We start from the raw sequence: 26026 nt of genomic DNA, 5'->3' as shown, positions 1-26026 counted from the left end.
GTGCCGGGGGTGGGGTCACGCCACGGGTGAGCGGACGTGCGCGGTGGTGTCGTGCGGGTCGGTGAAGCAGCGCGGGTCGTCCCACAGCAGCTGGATGTCGCGGGCCCAGTGGCCCTCCTCCGCGTCGGCCTCCTCGCGCAGGGCCAGGATGTGCCGGGGGAGTTCGGCGGGCGGTACGTGGGCGACGTGGGCGTCGAGTTCGTCGAGGAAGGACTTGCCGGTGCAGGGGGCGGTCGTGTCTCCGCAGTCCGTTTCCTGGTCGGCCCGGCCGGCGCCGCAGCCGCTGCGCGACCAGACGATCACCGGGGCCGGAGCGGTGAGCGAGGTGTCGAAGTGCGGGCGGGTGCGGGCCGCGGCCGGCGCGGTGGCGAAGCCGGCCAGACAGGCGTCGGGCTTGCGCAGCCGCAACCGGAGCCGGCCGGGCTCCTCGGGGCCGGAGCACTCGACGCGGTGCACCCGCGCGCCCGGGGAGGAGTCGAGGCGGTTCCAGGCGCGGGTCAGGACGTGCCGGGTGCTGGTCTTGCGGCGGGCGTGGTCGGTGACGACGAGCGGGTAGAGGCAGCCGAGCGGAGTGGCGTCGTCGGGGGCGCTCTCCCAGCGGTCCACCGGCCAGTCCAGCCAGTCCCGGGGCAGCGCGAACGCGATCAACTCGTCGGCGCCCGGCGTGAGATGGCGGAACGCCGCCTCGATCCGGTCCTGCACGAAGGCGCGCAGCCGGTTCTGCGGAACCGTTCCCGAGTCGACCGGGTGGCGGTGCCCTCCGCTGTACGCGGACACCTCCACGCGCACCAGGTCGTCACCGGCGCCGCTGTGCGCCAGCTCGACGAGGATCGGCGACCAGTCGGGCGCCGCTTCCGGCTCGGCGGGCGCGGGCGCCCGGAACAGGGCGTGCAGCCGCGCCTCCAGGTGGTCGGCGAACCGGGTGACCGTGCCGGCGGCGCCGGGCCCGTCGAGTTCGCACAGCACGAACAGCGCCGCCGACCACAGCGAGGCGAAGCCCTCCTCGGGCGGCGGCGGGTCGAACCGGTCGGCGGCCGCGGTGTAGAGCCGTACCGGATCGCACTCCAGGCCTGTGCGGACCGCCCGCTCCACCAGCGCGCGCAGCCGCGCCCGGTCGGCGCTCGCATGGTCCGAGGTGGGCACCAGGCCCTCCAGGTCGGGCCAGTACCGGACCATGACCTCGGTGGGCATCATCCGCCCGTTGCGCACATCCGGGGCGCCCTCCGCCGTGACCATGCCGACGACCTCGCCGGTGTCGACGAGCGTGACCGCCGAGCCGCTGAACCCGGGGGCGAGCGGCTGGCCGCCCTGCTGCCAGGCCTCCAGCTGGATCCACTCCCGGTTGATCAACTGCGGTGCGGTGATGCGGTATTCGGCGAGGGTGCCCTCGTCGAAGCCGACCGGGAACCCGTACACGACCAGCTTGCGGGGCGCCGTCACGCCGTGTGCCGTGTCGACGGGCGCCAGCGCGGCCGGCACGATCGGCATGTCCCGCTCCAGCTCCAGGACCGCGAGGTCCCCCGGGTCGGTGTCACCGCCCGCCCAGCCGCCGTGGGCGACGACACGGGCCGGGACGGCGGGGGAGCCGGGACGTTCCGTGAACGTCACGGCCAGCCCCGCGTCCGCCCGCTTCACCACATGGGCGCAGGTCAGCACCTTGTTCGGGGACACGAGGAAGCCTGCTCCGGCCACCTCGCCCCCGCACTCGATCCGGGCGTGCCATTCGGCGCTGTTCATGACGGCGTGCTGGGCTCCGGGACGGACGCGGACGGGGGTACGTCGGCCTCTGTGGCCGCCCCCGGTGACCAGGTCAGCTTCACCACCAGGTGGCCCTCCGCCGTCCCCTTCGCGATGATCGCGCCGGTCTCCGCGGACAGCTTCACCCCGAACTCGATCTCGATCCCGTCGGGCCGCAGCGAGCCGTCACGGAAGACGCGGAGCGCCGAGGAGGCGGCGGCACGCACTCCTTCCAGGGCGCCCTCGAAGGTGCGGGCCGCCTGGACGGTGCCGTCCCCGCGGGACACCAGCCGGGAGCCGGACCGCTCCTCGAAGGCCTCGACCGACACCACGGCCCCGTCGGCGGTCTCGAACTCCACTAAGCGTTCCATGGTGCCCCCGTCGTCCCGTCAAGCGTTCTCGCACGCTCCAGCACTGCTCTCACACCGCTCTCGCAGCACTGAGCATCTCTATTGTTACGGACGGTACTTGAGGTTGTCGCGTGGGGCATGCCGGACCAGTCCCAGTTCGGCCAAGTCCTGCGGCCGGATCCGCAGGTGGTCCGCCGTCGCCTCGACCTCCTCGGCCGACCGCTTCAGGATCGCCGCCGCCTGCTCGGGTGCGATCACCGAGAAGTAACTGTCCGGCGTGGCCCAGGTGTTGCCGGGTGCCGCCAGGGCCAGCGCGCCGCCCGAGCCGCCCTCGCCGATCAGCAGCGTGGTGACGGGGGTGCGGGCGGCGGCCACGGTGAGGAACAGGTCCGCGATCGCGGCGCCCGCGCCCTGGCGTTCGGCCTCGGCGTCGTTGGCCGCGCCGGGGGTGTCCACCAGGGAGAGGACCGGGATGCCGAGGCGGTCCGCGAGGCGGATCAGACGGGCGGCGGTGCGGTAGCCGGCGGGGCGGGTCGCCGTGCCGGTCTGGGCGGCGTACGCGACCGTACGGCCCTCGTGCTCGCCGAAGCCGCACAGCATGCCGTCGGGGTCGGTGCCGCCGCAGCGGTCGCCGTTGATGGGGAGACGGTGCGTGAAGTAGGCGTCCAAGTAGCGTTCGGCGCGCGGACGTCGGGGAGAACGGGCACGCCGCACCGCGTCCCCTCCCGTGGCCGGCAGGTCGGTGGCGCCGAGAGGCGGCGGCACCGGCGCCTGCTGTGCCGGCGACGTCAGCAGCCGCAGCCACCGGCCCAGCGTCCCGCGCAGTTCCTCCGGTGGTACGACCGCGTCGGCCGCGCCCGCCGCCACCTGCGCCTCGGCCGTGTACGCCGCCGGGTCCGCGTCCGGCGGCCGGACCCGGGAACCCGCGAAGCCGACCTGAGCGCCGGGCAGGGCGAGGATCACGTCGGCGCCCGCGCCCAGCGTGGCCCAGCCGCCGCCGGTGGTCGGGTCCCGCAGGACCGCGACCTGCGGCAGCCCCGCCTCCCGCGTGAGTGCCGACTGCCGGGCCACGCGCTGGAGTTGGGTCAGCGCGAGCATGCCCTCCTGCATGCGGCTGCCGCCGGTGGCGATCAGCGGCACGACCGGGAGCCGGTGTTCGCGGGCATGGGTGTACGCCGCCTCCAGCCGGTCCCCGGTGCGCTCGCCGAGCGAACCGCCCAGGAAGCCGAACTCGAACGCGATCAGCACCGCCCGCGTGCCCTCCACCCGCGCGGTGCCGCAGACCACGGACTCCTGCTCGCCGGTGCGTTCGGCGGCGCGGGCGCGCGAGGCGTCGTAGCCCTGCCAGCCGATCGGGCCGTCCGGCTTGGATTCCCTTGCCGGGTACGGGAGTTCGGTGAAGGTGGAATCGTCGGTGACCGCGGCGACGGTCTCGCGTGCGGTCGGGCGGTCAGTCACGGGTCAGCGCCCGCTTCATGATCTTCCCCATGTCGTTGCGGGGGAGGGAGGCCAGGTGGTGGACCACCCGGGGACGCTTGTGCGGGGCGAGACGGTTCGCCACGTGATCCGCCAACTCCGCCACGGTGGGCGGAGATTCGGGATCGGCCGGGACGATCCACGCCACGATCCGCTCGCCCAGGTCGGCATCCGGCTCGCCGGTGACAGCGGCCTCCCGCACCCCCGGGTGTTCGAGGAGCGCGTTCTCGATCTCGCCCGCCCCGATCTTGTAACCCCCGCTCTTAATCAGGTCGGTGGCCTTGCGGCCGACGATGCGCACATAGCCGTCCGGGTCGCGCACCGCCATGTCCCCGGTGCGGAACCAGCCGTCGGCGGTGAAGGCGGCTGTGGCGTCCGGCCGGTTGAGGTACTCGGTGAACAGGTTGGGCCCGCGCACCTGGATCTCGCCCACGGTCTCGCTGTCGTACGACGTGATCGGCGACCCGTCCTCCTCCACGAGCCGCAGCTCGACTCCCGGCAGCGGCACGCCGACCGTGCCCGCGCGCGGCTCGCCGTCCGCCCGCACGCTCGTGTTCATCAGCGTCTCGGTCATGCCGTACCGCTCGATCACGCGGCGGCCGGTCGCGGCCGCGATGCGCTCGTGGTCGTGCACCGGCAGGGCGGCCGAACCGGAGACGAGCAGCCGGGCGCGGCCCAGCGCCTTCGCCAGCTCCGGGTCGTCGGGCAGGGTCTGGGCGATCCGGTGGTACATCGTCGGCACGCCGAACAGCATGGTCGCGCCGGCGTTCAGCTCGCGGGCCACGCCCTCCGTGGTGAACCGGCCCAGGTGGCGGACCGATCCGCCGCGCCGCAGCGGGCCCAGGATGCCCAGGACCAGGCCGTGGACGTGGAACAGGGGCAGCCCGTGCACGAGCACGTCGTCGCCGGTCCACTGCCAGGCGTCGGCGAGGGCGTCCAGGGTGGCGGCGACGGCCCGGCGGGGGATGACGGCGCCCTTGGGCGGGCCGGTGGTGCCGGAGGTGTAGACGACGAGGGCGGGGGCGTCGTCCACGGAGGCCTCGCCGTGGGGGACGGGTCCGGTGGCCCGCACGTCGACGTCGATGCGGGCCAGATCCCGCAGGGGAGGCGGGAGTTCGTCGCCGGGTGCGGCGAGGACCAGGGTGGGTGCGCTGTCGGCCAGGATGTGCCCGAGCTCCTTCTCCCCGGACTTCGGGTTGAGCGGCACGGCGGCGATCGAGGCCTCCAGCGCCGCCACCACCGCCACGGCCGTCTCAAGTGCCGGGGTCGCCCAGACGGCCACCCGGCCCGCCCCGCCGATCCGCGCCGCGAGGGCACCGGAGGCGGCGCCGAGCTCGCCGTACGTGAGGGACCGGTCGCCGAACCGGAGAGCGGGCCGGTCGGTGCGGCCGTCGGTCCGGCCCTCGGTCAGGGCCGGGAAGAGAGAGGACACGCGTCGTACTCCTTAACTGTTCACTGTCACTGCCTGCTGCCGTCTGTCCGTCCTACCCCCAGCCCGGCACGACCAGCACCAGCCACGCCACCGCGGGGACCACCGCCACCACGATCCCTCCGTAGATCATCAACTGCCGGAAGAAACGCTCGCGGTCGACGTCCGGCGCCGCGGCCAGCACCAGCGCGCCGTTCGTCGAGAACGGACTCACGTCCACCACCGTCGCCGACACCGCCAGCGCCGCCACCATGCCGATCGCCCCGATCTCGCCCTGCGCGAGGAACGGCACGGCGAGCGGGATCAGTGCGCCCATGATCCCCACGGAGGAGGCGAAGGCCGACACGATCGCGCCGATGTAGCAGAGCAGTACGGCGGCCAGCAGCGGGACGCCGATGCCGCTGACGCCCTCGCCGGCCCAGGTGATGGTGCCCATCTCGTCCAGGACACCGACGTACGTCAGGACACCGCAGATCAGCAGCACCGTCGACCAGGCGATCTGTCCGACCGCCTTGCGGCTGTCCTCCGGCCAGGCGGTGCTCAGGAGGACGGCGAGGGTGATCGCGGTCAGACCGGCGTCGAGGTCGAAGGCGAGGACGGCGACGACGAGGGCGACCAGGGCGGTGAGGGTGGCGATCCGGGCGGGGTTGAGGCGGGTGGTGTCCAGGGTGTCCGGCTGGGTTTCGACGAGGGTGGCGGTGCCGGAAGGGCTGGTGCTGGTGCTGGTGCTGGTGCCGGCGTCAGCTGTTGTACGGCGGGCACCCCCACCGCCCTCCGGCATCTCGCCCGCGCCGGAGCCGCCGTCCGGCGCGACCGCCCCCCGCGCCCACAGTTTCAGCCCGCCGAACAGGACGAACACGATCCCCGCGATGATCACGTTGGCGATCAGCGACGCGAGGAAGAGGGCGATCTCGTTGCCCGGGAGCTTCTCGCGCTCGACGATGCCGTTGACGATCGTGCCGTAGATGCTGATCGGCGAGAAGCCGCCGCCCTGGGCACCGTGCACGACCATCGCGCCCATCAGCAGCGGGCTGATCCCGTAGCGGGAGGCGAAGCTCAGCGCGATCGGCGCGACGATCGCCACCGCGGCCGGGCTGACCGCGCCGATCGCGGTGAGCGCGGCGGTGATCGCGAACATCACCCAGGGGATCAGCGCCACGCGCCCCCGGACGAGCCGGATGGACGCGTGCACCAGCCAGTCGGTCGTGCCGTTGGCCCGCGCGATGGCGAAGAGGTAGGTGACGCCGACGAGCACGACGAACAGGTCGCCGGGAAATCCGGCGAAGATGCCGTCCGCGTCGAGGTCGGCGACGAGCTCGCCGACCGCGAAGGCGGCGGCGAAGGCGAGCGCGCCCATGTTGACGGAACGGGTGGTGGCGATGACGAACACCACGACGAGGACGAGGATCGAGATGAGTTCGGGGGACATACGGGCTCCCGTCTTTGGGTCCCGGAGCGGTTGCGTGGGTACTTCGGGGGAGGGCGAGCGAGTGGTCGAGTGGCTGAGCCACTTAGGTCGGTTGGCTGGTTAGCGTGGGCGCGCGGCGGAGCCTCGTCAAGGGGTCGCGCAGAAATTGGCTCAGCCACTCGGCCACCCAAAGGCCCGGTGTTACGCTCCCGACGAGAGGGGGAGTCCATGACCGAGCACGTGACGGACGCCTTGCGCCCCATGACGAAACAGCGCCTGTACGAGCAGGTGCTCGACCGGCTGCGCCAGTACGTCGCCGAGGGCGGCCTCAAGGCCGGCGACCGCCTCCCGCCCGAGCGTGACCTGGCCCAGCGGCTGGGTGTCAGCCGGGCCTCGGTCAAGCAGGCGATCGTGGTCCTGGAGGTCCAGGGCCTGGTGGAGGCACGGCACGGCGGCGGGACGTACCTGGTCCGCGACAGCCTGGACGTCGAACCCGTCGAGAGGATGGTCGAGCGCCGAAGGCGCCTCCCGGACGTCCTGGACGCCCGCGAGGCCCTGGAGACGAAGCTCGCCGAACTGGCCGCCGAGCGCGGCACGGAGGACGACCTCGCGGCGATGCGGGCGGCACTCGCCCACATGGCCCAGGAGATCGAGGCGGGCGGTCACGGCATCGAGGGTGACCGGCTCTTCCACGCGGCGGTCACCGCGGCCGCCCACAGCAGCCTCCTCGCCGAGTTCATGCGCTCCATCGCCGACCAGATCGCCGAGAGCCGCACCGAGTCCCTGCGCCAACCGCACCGCCCGCACCGCTCCCTGACCCAGCATCAGGCGATCCTCGACGCCATCGCCGCCGGACAGCCGAAGCAGGCGGCCGCCGCGATGCGCCGCCATGTGCGTACGGTCGCGAAGGTCCGCCTGCTCGACTGGGAGCCGGACGAGGAGCGGTAGGGCCTGGGGCGGTCAGGTCAACGCTTCCAGTAGCCCGAAGGTCAGTTCGTCCACCGGGCGGAGGCTGTCGGTGGACTCCTGGCTGAACGTGTTCACCAGCATCACCACCGCCGTCCCGCTCCGTCTGTCGAACGCCGCGCAGGTGCTGAATCCGCCGGTGCCGCCGTTGTGCCAGGTCATGGTGCGGCCGTCGGGGAGCGTGCTGAGGTGCCAGCCGAGGCCGACGCGCAGGGTCCGGTCGACGGTGAAGCGGGGGCGCTGGGTCAGCTCGATCGCGTCGCGAAACGGTGAGCGGTCCGGGCGTAGGTGTGCGCCGAGGAAGCGGAGCATGTCGTCGGCGGTGCTGTACACGGACGTGCCCGCGCCGGTGAGGACGTGGTCGTGCCAGTCGGGGACGGCGTCTCCGGCGAGATGGCCGGTGGCCTTGCGCGGGGCCATGTCCGGTCGCAGGGTCGTCGTCGTGTCGCGCAGGCGCAGCGGGGCCGCCACGTCGCGCCACAGCATCGCGTCCACGTCGTCGAAGGCCAGCGCCTGGGCGAGCAGGCCGAACCCGAGGTTCGCGTAGAGGTAGGTGCTGCCCGGCTCGGTGTTCAGGGACGTCTCGGCCAGGCCGGCGGCCAGGTCGTCCAGTGTGTAGTGCGCGTAGGGGTCGTACGGGTCCGCCTCCGCGAGGAGGTTGGGCGGCAGGGAGGGCAGGCCGGAGGTATGGGTCGCCAGGTCGGCCAGGGTGATCCGCCGAGGGCCCTTGCGGGGGACCGGGAAGCCCGGGGGCAGGGCCAGTGGTGTGTCGAGGCGGACCCTCCCCCCGCTCACGGCGCGCGCGAGAGCCGTGGCGGTGAGTGTCTTGCCGATCGAGCCGAGCTGGAAGACCGTCCTGCCGTCCGGGGCCCTGCCGACCTGGGACGCGCCCGCCACGTGTTGGTGTGCGCCGCGGATGACTCCGCAGGCGACGCTCGGGCTGCCGGCGGCCAGCGCACGGTCCAGGTAGGGCCGCACCCGAGCGGCCAGGTCGTTCCCGGCCGCCGTGGCGTGTCCGGGTAACTGCGATATCCCGGCCGCGGCCGTCGCCGCGCCCAGGAAACTCCGTCGGTTCATGAACTACTCCTGCGTCGTCGTCGGGTTCGGTGCCGGCACCACCGCGGACAACAGCACGAGCAGCGGGACCACTTTGCCCGCGGGCACCTGGTAGTGGCCACGCCCCTCGGCCTGGAGCCAGCCGGTGGCGGTGAGCTGCTTGAGGTGGTGGTAGAGCTGCCCGGTGGTGTTCAGCCCGGCCGTCTCCTGCAACTCGGCCGCGGAGCGGGTGCCACGGAGCACCGCGCGCAGCAGGGTGAGCCGCACCGGGTGCCCCAGGGCGGCGTACGGCGCGGCGTGGTCCGCCCAGTCCGCTTCGAGCAGTCCCGCCGTCGCCGCACTCTGCTGCCATGCGTAGTGCTCGCCTGTGGGCAGGTCCACGACGCCGGTGAAGAGGACCTCACCGTCCCCGGTGAGCCGCTCGCGCAGCCCCTCGAGCGCCCAGAACACCTCGCTCTGCGGCGCCCGCGGTCTCGACTCCAGCCGCGCCACCCGTTCTTCGAGCGCGGCGACTCGCTCCTGCAAGGAGTCATCGGCCATGTTCCGACGTTACGTTATTCCGGAATAACGGAGCAACCCTTCAGGCCGTCGCCGTCTCCACCACGTCCGCCACCACACAGCTCACGTTGTCCGGCCCGCCGGCCGTGTTCGCCTCGGCGACCAGGGTGCGTACGGCCTCGTCCGGGGCCGGGGCGGCGCCGAGGAGGGTGCGGATGCGGTCGTCGGGGACGACGGTGGACAGGCCGTCGGAGCACAGGAGGTAGCGGTCGCCGGGGCGGGCGTCGTGCAGGCGGAGGTCCGGGGTCGCGGGGGCGGCGGAGGGCAGGGCCTTGAGGAGCAGGGAGCGTTGGGGGTGGGCGGTGGCCTCCTCGGGCGTGAGGCGCCCCTCGTCGATCAGCGACTGGACCATCGTGTGGTCGTCGGTGATGCGGAACAGGCCGCCGTCGCGCAGCAGATACGCGCGCGAGTCGCCGATGTGGACCAGGGCGAGGCGGGAGCCCGTCCACAGCAGGGCGGTCAGTGTGGTGCCCATGTCCTCCGCGCCCCGGGTGACGTCCTGGACCGCCTCCGTGGCGCTGCGTACCGCGTCCTCCAGGAGGTTGAGGACGTTGCCCGCCGGCACCTCCTCCGTGTCCAGGAACCGCAGCGCCTCCACGGCGGCGCTGCTCGCGGGCGCGCCCGCCGGGCCGAAGCCGTCCGCGACCGCGAGCAGCCGGGTGCCGGCGTACGCCGTGTCCTGGTTCTCGGGGCGGACCCGCCCCCGGTCCGAGTGGGCGAAGTAGCGCAGTTCCAGCATGGTGGTGTCCTTCCTCGGTTCCACTGTCAGTTGGTCCACGAGGAACGCGGCGAGATCCCGCCGCACGGCCGTCTCCGCCTCGACCCGCGCCCAGTAGGCACGGATCTCCCCGGCGGCGGCCTCGGAGTCGAGGGCGTACGTATCGCACACCTCACGGATCCGGGCCAGCGGCATCCCGAGCCGCCGCAGCCACGCCACCAGCCGCGCCTGCTCCAGCTGGTCGACCGCGTAGTACCGGTAACCCGTGTCGGGGTCGACCCGCGCCGGACGCAGCAGCTCCAGCTCGTCGTACAGCCGCAGCGCCTTGGGCGACAGCCGGGAGGCCTTCGCGAACGTGCCGATCGTCAGCAGGCCGTCGTCCATGGGCACCCCCGGATTCCTTCGTTCCTCGCCACCGATGCTGCGGCTTCACCGAAGGGGAAGGTCAAACGGGTTGCCGCGGTTGCGTGGGCGGCGGTTAGCCTGCCTGGTCGAGCCGTACGAGAGTCGAGCAGTACGAGAATGGAGCCCGCCGTGCCCCGAGTCGCCCTCGTCACCTACGATCCCCGGCCGGAGCCCAGCAGGGACGACGACCTGCCCGTGCTGCGGGACGCGCTGCGCGCGGCCGGGGCCGAGGCGGACGTCGTGTTCTGGGACGACGCCGGTGTCGACTGGGGCGCCTACGACCTCGCCGTCATCCGGTCCACCTGGGACTACAGCTGGCGGGCAGCCGAGTTCGTGGCGTGGGCGGAGCGCTGCGCCAAGGTCACGCGGCTGGCGAATCCGGCGGACGTGGTGCGGTGGAACACCGACAAGCGGTACCTCGGGGATCTGGCGGCGGCCGGGGTGCCCGTCGTCCCCACCCGGTACCTCGCGCCGGGTGACGCCGCCGACCTCCCCGACGACCACGAGTACGTCGTCAAGCCCACCTCCGGCGCCGGGGCCCGTTATGCCGCGCGCTACACGCCCGAGCAGCACGAGACGGCCGTACGACACCTCGCGCGCATGCACGAGGAGGGGCTCACCGCGATGGTGCAGCCGTACATGAAGGGCATAGACGCCGGTGGTGAGCGGGCGTTGCAGTTCTTCGGCGGGCGGCTGCTGCACGCCAGCCGCAAGCGGGCCGTTCTCGCCCCCGGTACGGCCTTCGACGCCGCCAAGGTCGCGCATCCCGGCCTGGAGCCCTGGACGCCGACCCCGGCCGAACTGTCCGTCGCCGAGCGCGCCCTGGCCGTCGTACCGGACGAGCACGAGGTGCTGTACGCCCGGGTCGACCTGGTGGACGGGGAAGACGGGGAGGACGGCGAGCCGCGGGTGATGGAGCTGGAGCTGGTGGAGCCGAATCTGTTCCTGTTCCTGCACCCGGAGTCGGTGCCCGCCGTCGTGGCGGCGATCCTGGCGGCGGCTCGCTGATCAGGCCGGGACGTCGTCCCTCGTGGCCAGTGCCGCCGCGGCCAGCTCGTGCCCGCGGCGCAGTCCCTCCTCGGGGCCGCGGCCTTCCAGCAGCGCCGCCGACAGGTAGCCCGCGGCGAAGGCGTCGCCGGCGCCGACCCGTTCGACGACCCGGGACGGGGGCGTGGGGACGAAGGTCTCCTCGCCGTCCTCGGTGTACGCCGTCGCTCCGTGCCCGGCGTCCTTGACCACGACGACGCGGGCGGGCCGGAGCAGGTCCCGTACGTCCGCCGCCTTGCCGGTGCCCCACAGGGTCTCGGCCTCGTCCCGGCCGACGAAGACGACGTCGGCGCCGCGGGCCAGCCGGAGCAGCACCCGCGCCGCGTCGGCGGGCCGGTGCCGCCACAGGGCGGGGCGGTGGTTGACGTCGAAGGAGATGAGCGGGCCCGGGGCGGTCCTTCCCGTGATCAGTACGTCCATCAGGGCGGCGCAGCTGTCCGACAGGGCCGGCGTGATGCCGGACAGGTGCAGCAGCCGGGCCTCGCGGAGCAGGGGGAGTCGGGCCAGGGAGGGGCTCATGCCCGACGCCGCCGAGCCGCGGCGGTAGTAGTAGGTGCGGGTCACGTCCGGGGCCGGGTCCTTGAAGTACACGCCGGTGGGGCGCTCGGGGTCGGTCTCCACGGCCAGGACGTCGACGCCGCGGGCCGTGAGGTCGTCCAGCACGCGGCGGCCGAGCGGGTCGGCGCCGACGCGGCCCATCCAGGCGACGCGGTGCCCGAGGGCGGCCAGCGAGCAGGCCACGTTGGACTCCGCGCCGCCCACGGTCAGCGCGAGGGTGCGCTGACGGGCGAGCGGCCCGGCGTCCGGCGGGCTGAGCACGGCCATGGTCTCGCCGAGGCACACGACGTCCGGGCCGGTGCCGCTCACGTGTCCAGGACCCGGTGCAGGAACTGCTGCGTGCGGAGTTCCGCCGGGTTGCCGAAGACCTGCGCCGGCGGGCCCTGTTCGAGGACGACCCCGCCGTCCATGAACACGACCCGGTCCGCGGTGTCCTTCGCGAAGCGCATCTCGTGGGTGACCACGACCATGGTCATGCCGTCCTCGGCGAGCGAGCGCATGACGCCGGTGACCTCGCCGACCAGCTCCGGGTCGAGCGCGGAGGTCGGCTCGTCGAAGAACATGATCGCCGGGTCCATGGCGAGGGCGCGGGCGATGGCGACCCGCTGCTGCTGGCCGCCGGAGAGCTGCGCCGGGTAGGAGTCGGCCTTCTCGGCGAGCCCGACCCGGGCCAGTGCGGCGCGTCCGCGCTCCTCGGCCTCGGCCCGCGACAGCTTCCTGACCTTGAGCAGGGCGAGGGTGACGTTGCCGAGCGCGGTCTTGTGCGGGAAGAGGTTGAACTGCTGGAAGACCATGCCCACTTGGCCGAAGATCTCCGGGGCGCGCTTGCGGTCGTGCAGCGGTACGCCGTTGACCCACACGTCACCGTCGTCCGCCCGCTCCAGGTCGCACATGATCCGCAGCAGGGTGCTCTTGCCGGAGCCGCTGGCGCCGATGAGGACGACGACCTCGCCCGGCTCGACGTCGATGTCGACGCCCTTGAGGACCTCCAGCGCGCCGAACCGCTTGTGCACGCCGGACAGGGAGATACGGGCGACCGTCTTCTCCACGGTCGTGGTGTCGGTGGTCGTCATGCGATGACAGCCTTTCGTTCCATCCGTCGCACGACGAGCGACAGCGGGTAGCAGATGACGAAGTACAGGGCGGCCACGGCGAGATAGGTGGTGGCCGGATCGCCCGCGCGGTCGATGACCGCCTGGCCCTGGCGCACGAGTTCGACGTAGCCGATGACGACGGCGATCGAGGTGTCCTTGACCAGGGAGAGGTACTGGCCCACCAGCGGCGGCAGCACGATCGCCCGGGTCTGCGGCAGGATCACGGTGGTGAAGGTCTGCGTCCGGCTGAGACCGAGGACCCGCGCGGCCTCCCACTGCCCCCGGGGCACGGCCTCGATGCCGGCCCGGAAGATCTCCGCGATGTACGCGCCCTGGTACAGGGTCAGCGCGAGCAGGGCCGCGCCGAAGACGGTGATGCCCGCGAGGTTCAGATAGGCCGCGCCGAAGTAGAGGAACAGCATCTGGATCAGCAGCGGGGTGCCGCGGAAGACCTCCAGATAGACCCGGGCGAGCTGGGCCACCAGGGGGATGCGGCTGGTGCGTACGGCCGCGACGAGGAGCCCGGTGAGCGTGCCGGTGGCGATGGCCGCGAGGGACAGCAGGACCGTGGCCCACAACCCGTCGGTGAACAGCTGACGGTTCGACCAGATGACCGACCAGTCCATCACGCCGCCTCCTTACGGACGTTGGGGACGGAGCGGGCGGGCAGCAGCCGTCGTACGGCGTCCAGCGGGCGCGGTCGTGCGGCCACGGCCAGTGGCGGTTTGAACGCCACTCGGCCGATCAGCCCGGCCGCGAGGACCACCAGGTTGGTGAGGACGAGGTAGAGCACCGCGGCGATGCCGAAGACCTGGACGGTCAGCAGGGTGCGGGAGTTGATGACCATCGACGTGCCGGTGAGTTCGGGCACCGAGATGGCGGACAGCAGCGACGAGCCCAGGATGATCTGTACGAGCTGGTTCACCACCGCCGGGTAGACGTTGCGCAGTGCCTGCGGGAGCACCACGTGCGCGAAGGCGCGGGCGGGGCTCAGGGCGAGGACGCGTGCCGCCTCGCGCTGGCCGGACGGGACGGCCTGGATGCCGGCCCGGAAGATCTCCGTCAGATACGCGCCCACGTTGACGCCGAGCGCGAGGACGCCCGCCTGGACGGGGCTCAGCCGGACACCGGCGGACGGCAGGGCGAAGTACGCGACGAACATCTGCAGCAGCACGGGGGTGTTGCGGATGACCTCGACGTACACGGCGGCCGGTGCGCGCAGCACGGCGTACCGGGATCTGCGGGCCAGGGCGCCGCCCAGGCCGAGGGCGAAGGCCAGCGCGAAGGCGGCGAGCGAGAGTCTCAGCGACAGCCAGGCCGCGCTCAGGTAGGTGGGCCAGTCCTGGAGGGCGTAGGACCAGTCGGTGAGCATGGGGGCTCCTCCACACGTTCACGGGGGGCGACGATCCGTCATTCGAGGGGCCGCCGCCCGCCGGAACTCAGTAGGACGGGGTGAGCGGGAAGACGCGGTCGACGCCGAACCACTTCTTGTAGAGGGCGGCCGACTCACCGGAGGTGTTGAACTCCCTGAGCCAGGTGTTCACCCACTGGAGCCAGGTGGAGTCGCCCAGCTGGACGCCGATGCCGTTGTACTCCAGCGGGACCACGGAGTCCTTGGTGACCTTGAGCGAAGGGTCCTGCTTCGCCTGGAAGTTGAGGAAGTTGGAGTCCTCGACCATGGCGTCGGCCTGGCCCTGCTTGACCGCGAGGACGGCGGCGGAGGAGGTGTCGTACTCCTGGATCCTGGCCGCGGGGTTGCCGGCCTTCACCGCGTCGCCGTTGGTGGAGCCCTTGGTGACGGCGACCGTCTTGCCGCTCAGGTCCTTGATCGTGGCGATGCCGCTGGACTTCTTCACCAGCAGGACCTCGCCCGCGACGATGTACGGGTCGCTGAAGGCGACCTGCTTGGCGCGCTCGGCGGTGGTGGTGAAGTTGCAGACCACCGCGTCGACCTTCTTGGTCTGCAGGTTGGGGATGCGGTTGGCGGAGGTCGTGTCGACGACCTTGACCTTGACGCCGAGCGCCTTGGCCATCGCGCCGGCGACGTCCACGTCGAAGCCCTGCGGCTTGTTGTCCTTGCTGAGCGAGCCGAACGGCGGGAACGTCAGACAGCTGGCGACGTTCAGCGTGCCGCGCTTGATGACCGTCTGGAGCGTCGAGGACTGGGCGGAGGAGGCGCTGGTACCGGAGGCGGAGCTGCAGGCGGTGAGGAGGGCGGCGCCGGTCACACCGGTGCACATCAGCATCAGGGGGCGGTTACGGTGACGAAGTCGCATCGCGGGATCCCTTCGGGGAGAGGTTGTTCTGCAATGCAAAACTTCGTTTCGCAGAACGTTGCGCCGAAGCTAGCCCCGGGCGTTCGCGACCGTCAATGGGGGATTTCAATATGTAACACGGAGTTTTGCTATGCAGCACGATAGGATGCGGACGTGACTGACGCACCCGACACGCCTCCGGCCCGCCGCAACGCCTCCTCCTCGCTGCGGCGCGCGCTCGGCATCCTGATGTACCTGGCCGAGGACAGGGGCCATCCGCACGGCGTCACCCTGACCGACCTCGCCGAGGGACTCGGGATGAGCAAGAGCACCGTGCTGCGCCTCGTCGCGCCGCTGCGGGACGTGCGGCTGGTCGACCAGGACCCCGAGTCGGGCCGCTACCGCCTGGGCCCGCAGAACGCGCTGCTCGGCCAGGCCTATCTGGAGCGGCGCGACACCCGGCAGATCACCTCGCCGGTGCTGCACCGGCTCGCCGAGGACAGCGGCGAGACCGTCCACCTCGTGACCTTCGACCCCCCGGAGATCGTCTACATCGACAAGGTCGAGAGCACCCAGGCGGTTCGTATGCACTCCCGGATCGGCAGCCGCCAGCCCGCCTACTGCACCGCCACCGGCAAGGTCTTCCTCGCCCACAGCGCCGACGACGTCGTCGACAAGGTGATCGCCGCCGGGCTGCCCGCCCGCACCCCGGCCACCCTCACCTCGCCCGAGCGGCTGCGCGAGGAGCTCGCGCTCATCCGGCAGCGCGGCTACGCCGTCGACGACGTGGAGAACGAACTCGACATCCGCTGCGTGGCCGCCCCGGTCCACGACCACAAGGGCGATGTCACCACGGCCGTGAGCGTCTCCGGCCCGGCCGCCCGCGTCACCCGCGACCGCGTCCCGGAACTCGGCGCCCTCCTCGTCGCCGCCACCGGCGCCATCACGGAGAGCCTCGGGGGAGTGGCCCCGGGCGTCGAGGACCTGGCCTAACCTCCGTCAGCGGCCCGGTCGTTGACCGCCACCCGCTGCAACAGCCCCCAGGTGAACTCGGCGGCACACTCCCACCGCCCGCCCTGACCGTCCGGTGCCGTGAAGGCCAGCCCCCATCGCGTCGGCGCCGACCCCTGGAGCGGCCGGGCCGGGGCGAAGGCGCGGGCCGCCTCGTCGACCGTGCAGGACCAGGGGGTGAGGTCGTCGAGGGTCCGCAGCGCGGGTGCCTCGGCTTCCGGGGCGCGGATCAGCCACTCGTTCCAGACGCCGCCGTTCGGGGCGAGAAGCACCTCGAAGCGCAGGTCGGGCCAGAGGGGGACGGGCCAGAGGCGGGCCTCGCACTCCAGGTCGCCGACCTTGCGGGTGAGCACCGATTCCGGCTCGCCGAGGATCGAGCGGTACCGGGAGGCGGCGGACCGGGAGCGCGGGGAGCGGACCATCGCCTGCCAGCGTCGGTTGGCCTCCCTCATGTCCGTGAGGGAGACGCCGAGGCGGTGGCGGGCCTCCTCCACCAGGTCGGGGTTGTGGTCGGCCATGCGGCGCAGCAGCACCAGCTGGAAGTCGAGCGGGGTGAAGGGACTAGCGGCGGGCTTTCCGGAGGGCATGCGAACCATCGTCCCCCACCTGAGGGGACCCCGGTCGACGCCCGTCCGGGAGGAACAGCACCGAGTTCACGTACCGGGGGCGCTTGCGGAACGGCAGGACCCGCCGCAGCAGGCCGTGCGCGACGACGTACGAGGCCACCGACTGATGGGCCTCCAGCGGGAACGCGGTCAGCGGCACCCAGTTGTCGCGGGGCAGCACCCAGCCGTCGTAGCCGAGCATGGCCAGATACGTCACCACCGGCGCGATCGGCTGGATACGGGATTCCAGCTCGACGAAGAGGGCCGGCCGGTCGCGGGCCAGCAGCCCCGTCGCCCCGCGCAGCACCGCCAGCTCGCTGCCGTCCACGTCGATCTTGATGAAGCCGACGTCCTTCAGGGCCAGTTCGTCCAGCGTGACGCAGGGTACCTCCAGCGCGCGGCCGTGGATGTCCCGGGCGGACCAGCGACGACACACCCCGGTCGCCCGCGTCGTCCGGCGGCAGCCACAGGCGGGCCGTGCCCGGGCGGTCCGCGGCGGCGGCCTGGACCACCCGGACGTTCGCCGGGGCCGCCGAGGTCAGCAGCCGTGCCAGATGGGGAACCGGCTCGACGGTCACCACCCGGCTCGCCCGTTCGGACAGCCGCCGCGTCCAGGGGCCGTACCAGCCGCCGACGTCCACGGCCGTGCCGCAGCCCTGAGGGCACAGGTCGGAGAGCCGCGCCAGCTCCGGCTCGAACCGCGGGTACACGGCTCTGGCGGCGGCGGCGACCAGGCGGGTGGGCAGGTGCGGGGCCACTCGGGCCGCCCAGGTGCGCGCGGGGCCCGCCTGATGCCCGGAGTCCGTCATCTCGGGGCCCGTCATGAGGTCATCCCGGGGGTCTGGGGGGAACCCCCAGAAAGGCGCAGCAGAAGTTCCTCGTGTTCGTCGTCCGAGACCTGCTCCCCGGAGGCCGGCAGCAGTTGCGGGATGCCGTCGACGATCGGGTAACGCCGGTGCAGACGAGGGTTGTAGAGGGCCTCGGTCCGCGCCGGGCCGTCCGGTACGACGAGGTGCAGCGGACCCTTGTCGAGCGGGCACGCCAGGATCTTCAACAGTGGGTCGTCGGGTTTCACGGGGGAGTCAACTCCTTGGCACCGAGGGAGGGCTGGGGCGCCCGGTCGTGCTTCGGCATGCTCAGCAGCACGGCGACGGCGAGCACGATGCCCGCGAGGCGCAGCGCGAGTCTGAGCGGGTCCTGGGGCAGCGCCTCGCCGAACGAGAGCGTGCCGAGCACCGCCGTGTACAGGCAGGTCACCGTCGTACACACGGGCACGATCAGCGAGGCGCGGCAGCGTTGCAGCGCCGCCTGTGACATGACGAGACCGAACGCGCCGGTGAACAGCAGCAGATACGGATACGGGGAGCGGAGCACGTCGACCACGGCCCCGCCCAGGCCGCTCGCGGTCAGGTAGCCCGACATGCCCTTGATGGCGAGCGAGCTGACGCCGTACAGCAGGCCCACCGCCACGCCGTACTCGACGCCCGTGGTCGGGGCGCGGTGGCGGTGCCGGGTGCGGCGCTCGGCGGAGTTGTACAGCCAGACGCCCCCCGCCAGCGAGGGCACGCACACCAGCAGGATCAGCGGGTACGGCGCCTCCTCGCTGACCGTGTCGGAGCTCTCGCTCAGCGACAGGACGACCATGAGCAGCGCGGCGAGGATCGCGCCCAGCGCGTACCGCTCGCGCCCGGTGGTCTCCTCGCCCAGCAGCCGGGCGGACAGCAGCACGAGCAGCACCAGGCCGGAGACGAAGATGCCCTGGGCGGCGGCGATCGGCAGCGTCCGGTACACGGCGAGCTGCGCGCCGAAACCGGCGGCGAGCGAGAGCGACCCCCCGATCCACAGCGGGCTGCGCAGCACGAGCCCCAGCAGCCGGGCCGGCTGCCGGATGCTGATCTCGGGCAGGGTGGCCAACGCCCTTTTCTCCAGGACGAATCCGGTGCTGTACAGGACGTTCGCCAGCAGCGCCGCGGCCACTCCCCACCACATCGCCTACGTCCTTCGGGCGTGGAGGAGGAGGATCGACGCGAGGGACGGTCTGGCACAGGCCAGCCGGTCCAGCGGCCGCAGCGGACGCGGTACGCCGTGGAAGGGAGCGCCTTCGACCCGTACGACCTCGAAGCCGGCCGCGCCGACGAACTCCCGCAGCGCGCGGGCGGTGTAGAGACGCAGGTGGCCGACGACCTCCGTGCCCGGCCGGCCGTGGATCGCCCGCAGGCTGACCTCGGAGAACACGGGCTGCACGCCGGCCAGCAGCAGGGCGCGGTTGTACCAGGCGGCCAGGTTCGGGGTGGACAGCATGAGGTGGCCTCCCGGGCGCAGGACGCGGCGGATCTCGTCGAGCGCGGCGTCCGGGTCGACGAGGTGCTCGATCACCTCGCTGAACAGGACGGCGTCCGCGGAACCGGTGCCGAACGGCAGGCCCTCGCCGGTGAGTTCGCCGCGGATCGCGTACGTCAGGTGGGCGCGGGCACGCTTCAGGGCGTCCTGGGACCAGTCGACGCCGACGATGCGGTGGCCCTTGAGGAGGGGGGCTGCGGTGGCCGCGGCGGTGCCGTCGCCGCAGCCGATGTCGAGGATCGTGTGCGCCTTCCCGGTGCCGAGGGCGGCTGCCAGCATGCGGGCCTGGCGCAGGGACCGGGAGGCGCCGGAGGCGACGGGTACGGCGGGATCCTCGTAGAAGTCCCGGAGTTCCTTGGGGAGTTGCGCGGTGGTGGTCATGCGCCGGCCTCCGTGGTGTGCAGGTAGTGCTCGAAGAGGTCCCGCAGATGGGCTCCGTCGCCGTGGCCGAGCAGGGATCGCGACCAGCGCAGGGCGAGGTGGAGGCGGCCCGCGGTGGAGGCGGTGGTGACGGTGAGGCCGCGGGGCATCCGGGCCGGCGCGGAGAACCACACGGCGTGCGCGCGGCCGGCCTCCTCGCCGAAGTCCAGGGGATACGGGATCCGGCCGATGTTGCTGAGCAGGGTCGTCGACGTCCACGGTGCGGCGGCCCTGCGCAGCCCCCTGGTGAGCGCGGCCCGCCACGCCACGGGGGTGACCGGGGCGGTCAGGAGGGAGGCGCCGTGGCCCAGTTGGGGGCGGGGGAGGGACTTGAGGGCACGGGTACGGGTCGCCGTGCGGCGCAGGAGGTCGGGCATCGGGGGGTGGTCCAACTCGTGCGGAGCGAACGGGACTTCGACGAGGCGGGTGCCGTTGCCTATGGGCATGGAGGTGTCGCGGGGGCGGTCGTCCACGGGCATGGTGATGCGGAGCGGGCGGGGGCGGGCGCCGTGTTCCCTGTTCCAGTGGGCGATGGTGAGCGCCGTGGTGACCATGAGCTGGTCGTTCACCGTGTAGGGCGAACCCTTGGGGCGGTGGGGGAGGGGGAGCTCGGTGACGAGGAGGCCGTTGCCGGGGGAGGGCTCGGGGGCGCCGGGGGCCACGCGGGCGGGTTTGGACCAGTTGGAGGGGGTGTCCGGGGGGCCCTGCGGGGGGTCGGGCGTGCGGACGGGTGGTGCGGCGGGGGCGTTGTCCTTGCCACCGTAGAGCTCCGCGGCGGTGGCGAGGACGCGGAGGCAGGCGGGGCCGTCGAGGGCGGTGTGGTTGATGGTGAGGAACAGCACCGTGCCAGGGGGGCGCGGGCCGGGGCTGCTGCCGGGCGGTGAGGGCGCTTGCCCGCGCTCGCGGGGTGCCTCCCCCACGCTCGGCTCCGCTCGAGCGGGGGGACCCCCACCGCCCACCCGTGCCGCCCCAGCGGCAGCGCCTGCCTGCATGCTGCTCGCCGAGGCCGGGGCAGGCGCCTGCCCGGCAGCGAGAATGCCCTCGGCTGTGGCGGCTGTGGCTGTCCGGGGGGCGCCGCCTGTCGCTGCCGGGAAGGGCGCCGACGCGGCGGCACGACTGCCCGCGGCTCCGGCGGATACGCCGACCCCATCGGTCGCCTCGCTGCCTTCGACCGGCCCCGCCCCCTCCACCACCTCCAGCCGCACCGGTGGCGAAGCCGAAAGTGACGGTGCCTCCACCAGGGCCCGGGTCCGCGCGTCCCGCAGGGCGTCCCTGCCCGGTGCCGGGAAGCTGACCACCTCCACGTCCGGTTCGGCCGTCAGTTCCCATTCGTAGCGGCGTCGGTACCACCGACCCGGCGCTTCCCGCATGAGGATGCGCGGGTGCCGGTGCAGGGCCTCCGTGAAGGCCTTCCGCAGGCGTACGGGGTCCAGCCGGCCGGGCAGGTGCACCTCGATGTGGACCGTCTCCGGCTCCTCCTCCTGGAGGCAGTGCCGGGCCACCTCGTCCACCACCGGGAACGGGATGCGCAGCGGTGTGCTGGTCATGCGGGCTCGCTCCTCCCCTTGGTCACTTCCACCGGCGGCAGTTGCTGCGTCGGCGCCTCGGACGCCACGGCCACAGGCGTCTCAGGCCGCTCCCACACACTCACCAGTCCCGCGAACAACCCGATCAACGCCAGCAGTTGGGCGGCAGGCCCGAACGCCCCCTCCTCCGCGCCCACCGGATTCCCGGCCCCCACGGCCGCCGCGATCCCGGCCCCCGCGAGGGCCACGAACGCGATCGGTACGAGGAGCGCGTGCCGTCGGTACGCGAGGAGCGCCAGCGCCGGGACCAGCAGCGCGAACCACCCGGCGATCACCGCGCCGACCAGCGTCAGCGCCACCGCGCCGAGCCACACGCCGGGCGCGGGCGGCAGCGGCTGCGGATCGTCCGGGTTGGGGGACCGGCGCCGCCAGAGCACGAGGCCCGCGAGCCCGACGATCGCCACCCCGCTGCCGATCAGCCCGGCGTCGTAGGTCGTCGAGGGCTCGTACGACAGCTTCACCGTGCCGCCGGCCCCCGCCGGGATCCGCCAGCCCTGCTGCCAGCCGTCCAGCCGTACCGGCGACAGTTCCCTGCCGTTCAGCGTGGCCTTCCAGCCGTCGTTGAAGTTCTCGTAGGTCGTGAAGTAGGACGCCGCGCCCGAGCCGACCGTGACCGCGCGCTGGTCGCCCAGCCAGTCCCGTATCCGCAGGTCACGGGCGACCGGCGTGGGTGCCGTGACCGTGCCGCGGGTCAGTGTCACGTCGGTCAGGGTGAGCGGTCCCGCGTCGCCGCCCTCGACCCGGTGCGAGCCCGCCGTCAGCTCCAACTCGCTGTCGGACCGGCCGGACTGACACAGGGTCACGTCCACGGGCCGGCGCTCGGTCAGGTCCCGTACCGTCCCCTTCACGCTGGTCTGGTACAGCTTCCCGTCCACCGCCAGGTCCGGTCCGGACCCGCACGGCAGCGAGAAGGTCCGTGAAGCCGCCGGCTGGGGCGTGCGGTAACGGTCGAGGGCCGGGATGTACGCCTCGGTGAGGCCGACCGGCAGTTGCAGGTCCTCGTCGGCGACCGGGTTGTGCAGGATCATCGGGGCCGTCTCGGTGATGGTGATGTCGAGGCGGTCCGTGGTGATCGGCGGGAAGCGGACCCAGCCGTTCTCGTCGACGCCGGCGATCACCGCGCCGTCGGGGGAGCTGATGTCCACCTCGGTGGGCCGGGCGGACAGGCCGCCCGCGCCGGGCAGGACGAGCTCGCCGACCGGCTGCTTGTCGGGCCAGCGCAGATGGATCGTGGGACGGTCGCCCGCGATCCACGCCGTCGTCAGATCGCCGTCGGTGAGGTTCCGCGCCGACAGGCCGGCGCCGAGCGCGGCCGTGGAGTCGGCGGTCGCCGTGATGCGGCCGGCCTGGTCGGGCGCGATCTCGTACAGCATCCGGTCGAATTCCTCGCCGGTGACCGGGACCGCGCTCGCCTTGACGTCGTACGTCCCCGCCGTCGCCGTCGAGAAGCGGCGGTGCAGGCCCGCCTCCGTGCCCGTCGGGGAGAACCCGGCCGGGTCGGCGGTGCGGTGCAGGGAGATGACCTCGGCGGAGGCGGCCGCGGTCTCGGCCTTCGCGGCGTCGGTGGGGAGCCGGAGCAGGCGGGTCACCTGGACGTCCGGCAGGTCGATCTCGGTGAAGCCCGCGCCCGCGAGCCCGGCCCGCCGGGCCACCGAGTCGGTGATCGTCAGTTTCATCCAGTCCGTCGCGCCCTTGGGCGCCTTGACGCTCTGCGTCGAGCCGTCCGGGCGGAGGAAGCTGGTCACCGACCCCTTCTCCGTCTCCACCCGCACCCGCGTCGGCGCCGACCGCACGCTCTCCTGCGGCAACGGCGTGACCTTGAACGACGACGGCATGTCGTAGTTCTCCGTGAAGCCGATCCGCAGCCACTGCCCGTTCGGCGAACCCACCACGCCCTCCGTCCACGCCGTGTCCGGGTTGCCGTCGAAGGCGTTCACCGGGTCGAACTGCGGGAGATGGAAGAGCCAGTTGCCGTACGAGGACGCCGTGACCTCGCGGGCGCCGCGCAGTTCGGCGACCGTCTGGTGGTCCTGGCCGGTGGTCGGCAGAATCTGATGCGGCTTGTCACCGGCGTCCTGGGCGGCGCCGGACGCGTTGCGTTCGTCGCGGGTGTACGTGTACGAGGTGTTCGCGTTGACCAGGCCGAAGCGGGTGTCCGCGCGGCGCAGCCCGTCGCCGACCACCTGGAGCGGCGGGGTGCCGAGCCCGGGATGGTTGTCGCCGGTCAGGACGGTCGCCCGGCCCCGCAGCTCGGTCGCCAGCGGCAGCAGCGACTCCGGGCCGCCGGAGACCACGGCCGTGTCGGCGACCGGTGTCAGCCCGGCCTGCCCGGGCCGTTGCACGTCCTCGCTCGCCGGACGGTAGATCTCCACCGCCCGCTGCCTCGGGTACAGGCCCTCCACCTGGAGCGGGGTGTCGGGCTGGATCTTGCCGCCGGTCATGAGCGGGCCGAGGCCCGTCACCCGCTGGTACCCGGACTGCTCCAGGGCCCGCTTCACCGTCGAGGTCGGCACGTTGCCGATCTGGTCGGGGTCGAGGTCGTTGCGGACGACGACGTAATAGACGCCCGCCCGGCTCAAGTAGTCGGCCAGGCCCGGGACTTCACTGCCCGTCAGCAGCGCCTCCTCCACCGCGTCCATGGCGCGCCGGTTGCCGGGGGTGCCGAAGGGGACGTAATCCCGTTGTGCCCAGCGGGACTCGGCGAGCACGTCGAGGGGCTGGTCGATGGGGGAGCCCCAGGTGTAGATGCCGTGCGCGGTCGCCGGGACGACCAGGGCACGCGAGTCGGGGGAGTACTTCTCCAGCCAGTCGGCCGTGGACTGCCAGTACTTGGGGAGCTCCTGGAAGGACCCCGGCTGGAGGATCGAGCCGTTGAGGTACGGCCACAGCAGACCCGGCAGGATCAGCACGGCCGCGATCAGCGGGGCGAAACGGCGGCCCCGCACCTGACGGGCGCCGCGCGGCTCGGCCGCCACGCCCACCAGATGGGCGAGGCCCAGCACCAGCGCGAGGGCCAGACCCACCTGGAACTTGTAGATGTTGCGGAAGGGCGCGAGGCCGCCGTTCAGCCAGTCCTGCACGGCCCCGTGGAAGGGGGTGCCGAACGGGCCGCCGTACCCGGCGAGCAGGACGAGTACGGCCGTCAGCGCGGTCAGCACCAGCCAGCGCCGCTCCGGCAGGTCCCGCCGGGCCAGCCCCGCGAGCCCCAGCCCGGCCGCGAACGCCGAGCAGAGGATCACCACGACCGAGGACGCGACCGTCCAGCCCGCCGGCAACCAGGCGTCCACCAGGTGCAGATAGGCGACCCAGTTGCCGGCGCCGCGCAGCGCCTCGGTCGCCGACATGGTCTCGGTCGTGGTCTGCGAACTCTCCACGTACGGAAGGAAGTTCTCGCCGTAGGTGCCGAGCAGCAGCAGCGGGATCCACCACCAGGCCGTCGCCAGGATCATGCCGGGCGTCCACCAGGCGATCAGCTTGCGCTGCCTCGGGCCGGGCGGGCGGGAGAGGAGGTAGAGGCCGACCGGGAGCAGGGCTGCCAGGGTCGAGGCCGCGTTGACGCCGCCCATGAAGGGGATGATCAACGCCGAGCGTAGGGCGGCGATCCGGGCGCTGTAGCGCTCGTCGGCGAGCGGGAGCAGGACCCAGGGCAGGAACGCGCCGGGCAGCGCGGCGGCCGACGTGGAGCCGACGACGATCGTGAACACCGGCCACAGCGCGTACGCCACGGCGGCGAGCAGCCGGGAGGCGCCGCTGCCGATGCGCAGCCGTTCGGCCAGCCGCAGCGCACCCCAGAAGGCGACCGACACGACCAGCGACAGCCACAGCCGTTCCACCAGCCACACCGGCAGCTGCACGGCGTGGCCGAGCCAGTAGAACGGCAGCATCGGCCACACATAGCCGACGTACTGGTCCTGGATCCCGCCGAACGAGCCCTGGTCGTGCCACAACTGGCCGAGGTCGGCGAGGAAGCGGCCCGGGTCGGTGGTGACGCCGAGCTTGGTGTCGAAGGTCTGGCGGCCCGGCTGCACCGCCAGGAACAGCACGAACACCACGGCCCAGAACCCCAGCAGCCAGCGTCGCGACCTCGGGCCCTCGGGAGGGCGCGACATGATCGCGGTGGTGGGAACGGCTGCCGGGGGAGGAGCCTGGACCGTGGACGTCGTCATGGTGGACACCGCCGGAGGATGAGGAGGAGGTTCCAGGTGGCGACCTCGCGGATCCCGGGAGCTCTGACCACGGTCTCCGCGAGGAACGGCCAGTAGCGGGAGCGCGCCGAGACGATCCTGACGTCGTCACGGGCGCGCACCTGCCGCAGGGTCGGGCCGATGTGCACGGCGAACAGGTTCTCGCCGAGGGTGTGCTTGGCGGCCCTTCCGGTACGGCGCCGGTAGCGGGCGCGGGCCCGCTCGGCACCCAGGTAGTGCCAGGGCGCCCACTCATGGCCGCCCCACGGGGACAGCCAGTTGGTGAACGACACATAGATCAGCCCGTCGGGGCGGGTCACCCGCACCAGCTCGCTGATGAAGGTCTGCGGGTCGGCCACGTGCTCAAGGACGTTGGACGAAAAAGTGACATCGGCGACCCCGTCGTACAGGGGCAGCAGATAGCCGTCGGCGATCACGGTCCCCTCGGGCGGCTTCTCGCCCAGCTCCCGTACGTCCGGTTCGAAGAGGTGGGCCTGGGCGCCACGTCTGCGGAACTCCTCGGTGAAGTGGCCGCTGCCACCGCCGACGTCCACGACCGTACGGCCGGCGACCGGACCGTCGTAGGCCTCCACCTGGTCGACGGCGTCCCGGGCGAGCAACGAGTAGCAGGACTCCGGGTCCTCCTGCTCGTGCAGGAAGGCCCGGAAGAGGGCGAGGGAGCGCCGAAAAGAGGGGTCCTTCATACTCGGGTGCCGCGCGGCACCCCGAAAGGGGCGCGGGGCTGTGACATCTGCGGCTCCGCCGCGTGGGCGCGACCAGCCACGCACGGCGAACACCCGTGAGACGGCCTTTCTGCCACGGC

The 26026-nt window shown here is 72.7% G+C and carries 23 protein-coding genes and 1 pseudogene; 3 read left to right on the top strand and 21 right to left on the bottom strand.

Going from position 1 to position 26026, the window contains the following annotated elements:
• Positions 1–15: 15 nt before the first annotated feature.
• The 5 genes from QFZ76_RS17310 to QFZ76_RS17290 all read right to left on the bottom strand — a co-directional run bounded on the left by QFZ76_RS17310 (position 16) and on the right by QFZ76_RS17290 (position 6421).
• Positions 16–1737: a trypsin-like peptidase domain-containing protein gene (locus tag QFZ76_RS17310; RefSeq protein ID WP_307674591.1), complete on the bottom strand. Its 1722-nt coding sequence runs from the start codon at positions 1735–1737 to the stop codon at positions 16–18.
• Positions 1734–2108, bottom strand: a complete 375-nt coding sequence (locus QFZ76_RS17305) for a CU044_2847 family protein (protein ID WP_307674590.1) — start codon at positions 2106–2108, stop codon at positions 1734–1736. Before QFZ76_RS17305 ends, QFZ76_RS17310 begins: the two co-directional genes overlap by 4 nt.
• A gap of 84 nt (positions 2109–2192) precedes the next feature.
• On the bottom strand, positions 2193–3545 hold the full coding sequence (locus tag QFZ76_RS17300; protein WP_307674589.1) for a carboxyl transferase domain-containing protein: 1353 nt from the start codon (positions 3543–3545) through the stop codon (positions 2193–2195).
• Positions 3538–4995: an acyl-CoA synthetase gene (locus QFZ76_RS17295; RefSeq protein WP_307674588.1), complete on the bottom strand. Its 1458-nt coding sequence runs from the start codon at positions 4993–4995 to the stop codon at positions 3538–3540. The genes QFZ76_RS17300 and QFZ76_RS17295 overlap by 8 nt, the downstream gene beginning before the upstream one ends.
• Positions 4996–5047: 52 nt before the next feature.
• Positions 5048–6421 (bottom strand): SLC13 family permease, encoded by a 1374-nt coding sequence (locus QFZ76_RS17290; RefSeq protein WP_307674587.1) that lies wholly within the window; start codon positions 6419–6421, stop codon positions 5048–5050.
• A 219-nt stretch (positions 6422–6640) separates the two neighbouring features.
• On the opposite strand from QFZ76_RS17290, the gene QFZ76_RS17285 reads away from it, so the two are divergent.
• On the top strand, positions 6641–7348 hold the full coding sequence (locus QFZ76_RS17285) for a FadR/GntR family transcriptional regulator (protein WP_307680039.1): 708 nt from the start codon (positions 6641–6643) through the stop codon (positions 7346–7348).
• 12 nt (positions 7349–7360) lie between these two features.
• On the opposite strand, the gene QFZ76_RS17280 is transcribed toward QFZ76_RS17285, so the two are convergent.
• Genes QFZ76_RS17280 through QFZ76_RS17270 form a run of 3 tightly spaced genes read right to left on the bottom strand, consistent with a single transcriptional unit; the run spans position 7361 to position 10082 of the window.
• The gene (locus QFZ76_RS17280; RefSeq protein ID WP_307674586.1) at positions 7361–8443 is read right to left on the bottom strand and encodes a serine hydrolase; all 1083 of its coding nucleotides are present in this window, start codon (positions 8441–8443) and stop codon (positions 7361–7363) included.
• 3 nt (positions 8444–8446) lie between these two features.
• Positions 8447–8962, bottom strand: coding sequence for a helix-turn-helix transcriptional regulator (locus tag QFZ76_RS17275; protein ID WP_307674585.1), 516 nt, complete (start codon positions 8960–8962; stop codon positions 8447–8449).
• Positions 8963–9002: 40 nt separating this feature from the next.
• Positions 9003–10082, bottom strand: a complete 1080-nt coding sequence (locus tag QFZ76_RS17270; RefSeq protein WP_307680038.1) for a MerR family transcriptional regulator — start codon at positions 10080–10082, stop codon at positions 9003–9005.
• A gap of 150 nt (positions 10083–10232) precedes the next feature.
• On the opposite strand from QFZ76_RS17270, the gene QFZ76_RS17265 reads away from it, so the two are divergent.
• A complete protein-coding gene (locus tag QFZ76_RS17265; RefSeq protein ID WP_307674584.1) occupies positions 10233–11111 on the top strand; it encodes a RimK family alpha-L-glutamate ligase in 879 nt (292 codons plus the stop codon).
• On the opposite strand, the gene QFZ76_RS17260 is transcribed toward QFZ76_RS17265, so the two are convergent.
• The 5 genes from QFZ76_RS17260 to QFZ76_RS17240 all read right to left on the bottom strand — a co-directional run bounded on the left by QFZ76_RS17260 (position 11112) and on the right by QFZ76_RS17240 (position 15078).
• Positions 11112–12017: a sugar kinase gene (locus QFZ76_RS17260; RefSeq protein ID WP_307674583.1), complete on the bottom strand. Its 906-nt coding sequence runs from the start codon at positions 12015–12017 to the stop codon at positions 11112–11114. It lies immediately after the preceding gene.
• A complete protein-coding gene (locus tag QFZ76_RS17255) occupies positions 12014–12781 on the bottom strand; it encodes an amino acid ABC transporter ATP-binding protein (protein ID WP_307674582.1) in 768 nt (255 codons plus the stop codon). The genes QFZ76_RS17260 and QFZ76_RS17255 overlap by 4 nt, the downstream gene beginning before the upstream one ends.
• Complete coding sequence (locus QFZ76_RS17250; protein WP_307674581.1) at positions 12778–13428, bottom strand: amino acid ABC transporter permease; 651 nt, start codon at positions 13426–13428, stop codon at positions 12778–12780. Before QFZ76_RS17250 ends, QFZ76_RS17255 begins: the two co-directional genes overlap by 4 nt.
• The gene (locus QFZ76_RS17245; RefSeq protein ID WP_307674580.1) at positions 13428–14174 is read right to left on the bottom strand and encodes an amino acid ABC transporter permease; all 747 of its coding nucleotides are present in this window, start codon (positions 14172–14174) and stop codon (positions 13428–13430) included. The genes QFZ76_RS17250 and QFZ76_RS17245 overlap by 1 nt, the downstream gene beginning before the upstream one ends.
• A gap of 67 nt (positions 14175–14241) precedes the next feature.
• Positions 14242–15078: a transporter substrate-binding domain-containing protein gene (locus tag QFZ76_RS17240; RefSeq protein ID WP_307674579.1), complete on the bottom strand. Its 837-nt coding sequence runs from the start codon at positions 15076–15078 to the stop codon at positions 14242–14244.
• A gap of 153 nt (positions 15079–15231) precedes the next feature.
• Between QFZ76_RS17240 and QFZ76_RS17235 the strand changes: the two genes are divergently transcribed.
• Entirely contained in the window at positions 15232–16050 is an 819-nt protein-coding gene (locus QFZ76_RS17235) for an IclR family transcriptional regulator (protein WP_307674578.1), read from the top strand.
• Here the strand turns inward: QFZ76_RS17235 and QFZ76_RS17230 are convergent.
• The 8 genes and pseudogenes from QFZ76_RS17230 to QFZ76_RS17195 form a co-directional block, all read right to left on the bottom strand.
• Positions 16047–16664, bottom strand: coding sequence for a hypothetical protein (locus QFZ76_RS17230; RefSeq protein ID WP_307674577.1), 618 nt, complete (start codon positions 16662–16664; stop codon positions 16047–16049). The genes QFZ76_RS17235 and QFZ76_RS17230 overlap by 4 nt on opposite strands.
• A pseudogene (locus QFZ76_RS17225) lies at positions 16630–17482 on the bottom strand (FkbM family methyltransferase). The gene QFZ76_RS17230 and the pseudogene QFZ76_RS17225 overlap by 35 nt, the downstream one beginning before the upstream one ends.
• A gap of 11 nt (positions 17483–17493) precedes the next feature.
• Positions 17494–17748 (bottom strand): Trm112 family protein, encoded by a 255-nt coding sequence (locus QFZ76_RS17220; RefSeq protein ID WP_307674576.1) that lies wholly within the window; start codon positions 17746–17748, stop codon positions 17494–17496.
• Positions 17745–18650 (bottom strand): hypothetical protein, encoded by a 906-nt coding sequence (locus QFZ76_RS17215; protein WP_307680037.1) that lies wholly within the window; start codon positions 18648–18650, stop codon positions 17745–17747. Before QFZ76_RS17215 ends, QFZ76_RS17220 begins: the two co-directional genes overlap by 4 nt.
• Before the next feature lie 15 nt (positions 18651–18665).
• Complete coding sequence (locus tag QFZ76_RS17210; RefSeq protein ID WP_266439960.1) at positions 18666–19394, bottom strand: class I SAM-dependent methyltransferase; 729 nt, start codon at positions 19392–19394, stop codon at positions 18666–18668.
• Positions 19391–20980 carry a condensation protein gene (locus QFZ76_RS17205; protein ID WP_307674575.1) on the bottom strand — a complete coding sequence of 530 codons (1590 nt, stop codon included), beginning with the start codon at positions 20978–20980 and terminating at the stop codon, positions 19391–19393. The genes QFZ76_RS17210 and QFZ76_RS17205 overlap by 4 nt, the downstream gene beginning before the upstream one ends.
• Positions 20977–25185, bottom strand: a complete 4209-nt coding sequence (locus QFZ76_RS17200) for a DUF3367 domain-containing protein (protein ID WP_307680036.1) — start codon at positions 25183–25185, stop codon at positions 20977–20979. Before QFZ76_RS17200 ends, QFZ76_RS17205 begins: the two co-directional genes overlap by 4 nt.
• The gene (locus QFZ76_RS17195) at positions 25182–25907 is read right to left on the bottom strand and encodes a bifunctional 2-polyprenyl-6-hydroxyphenol methylase/3-demethylubiquinol 3-O-methyltransferase UbiG (protein WP_307674574.1); all 726 of its coding nucleotides are present in this window, start codon (positions 25905–25907) and stop codon (positions 25182–25184) included. Before QFZ76_RS17195 ends, QFZ76_RS17200 begins: the two co-directional genes overlap by 4 nt.
• Between the last annotated feature and the right edge of the window lie 119 nt (positions 25908–26026).

It is taken from the genome of Streptomyces sp. V4I2, assembly GCF_030817655.1.
Lineage (GTDB): Bacteria > Actinomycetota > Actinomycetes > Streptomycetales > Streptomycetaceae > Streptomyces > Streptomyces plumbiresistens.
This window is presented reverse-complemented; position numbering and strand designations above follow the sequence as displayed.